This is a genomic window from Vibrio sp. D173a, assembly GCF_030248475.1.
Genome location: NZ_JAHGAH010000694.1, coordinates 1 through 809, shown reverse-complemented (window position 1 = coordinate 809; position 809 = coordinate 1). Strand labels below are relative to the sequence as shown.

Sequence of the window (809 nt, the reverse complement as noted above, 5' to 3'; positions counted from 1 at the left end):
TCGTATGCTTCAAAACGACCCGCTTTGATCGCCCAGCTATCTTTCTTACCAAACTCAAAGTAGGCATCATCAAGATCGACATTACCCGTACTCTCAAATAGAGGCTGTGCCTTTACGCCTACATAGTGACCACTTGTGGTGTATTTCTCACCGGCAAACTCGATCAGAACTCGACCATCTTGGTTGAACTCGGCATCTCCGTTCTCATTTGAATCTCTATCTTGGTAATTGAAGTTCAACTCAACGTTACCACCAACTGAGAAATTCCCCTCTTCGTTATCAACAATAGCGATGCCTGCATTTGCGGCCATTGCAGACGAAACCAGTACAGCAGCTAAGGACAGCTTGAACGTGCTTTTCATATAAACCCTATATATTATTTTATTGTAATGTGTTGCATAGCAACTTTTTGATAATCAAGTTGAAGTTTATGGACAGTATTCGACTCAATTTCTAGGGCGTATATTTACGGATTAATTAATACCTCACAATCTTCTCTAATTACATTTGCAGACCTAAATCACTCTTTTATATTTATTTTAAAGCCTTTAAATTTCAACAGCTTAAATATAAAAACAAATTTACCGACTAAAACGTTATCTAATTAATCAGACAAAAACAAATATTGAACGGATTATGATAAATTATTGTTCTTTCGCTTCCCCTAAGTGAATCAAAGTTATCGAAGGTATCATTGGTATAACACATTAGGTTTCATATTTGTTCTGACCAAGGATTTCATAATAAGAGAACTTAGCATTGGCTATGATTAGATAATTATTTAAATATTCAATAGTTAAACAATAAGA

General features: G+C 35.1%; 1 protein-coding gene. It reads right to left on the bottom strand.

Going from position 1 to position 809, the window contains the following annotated elements; genetic code table 11:
- On the bottom strand, window positions 1-362 hold a 362-nt coding region (locus KIV40_RS28580; RefSeq protein WP_285352599.1), incomplete at its 3' end, for a carbohydrate porin.
- Window positions 363-809: the final 447 nt, after the last annotated feature.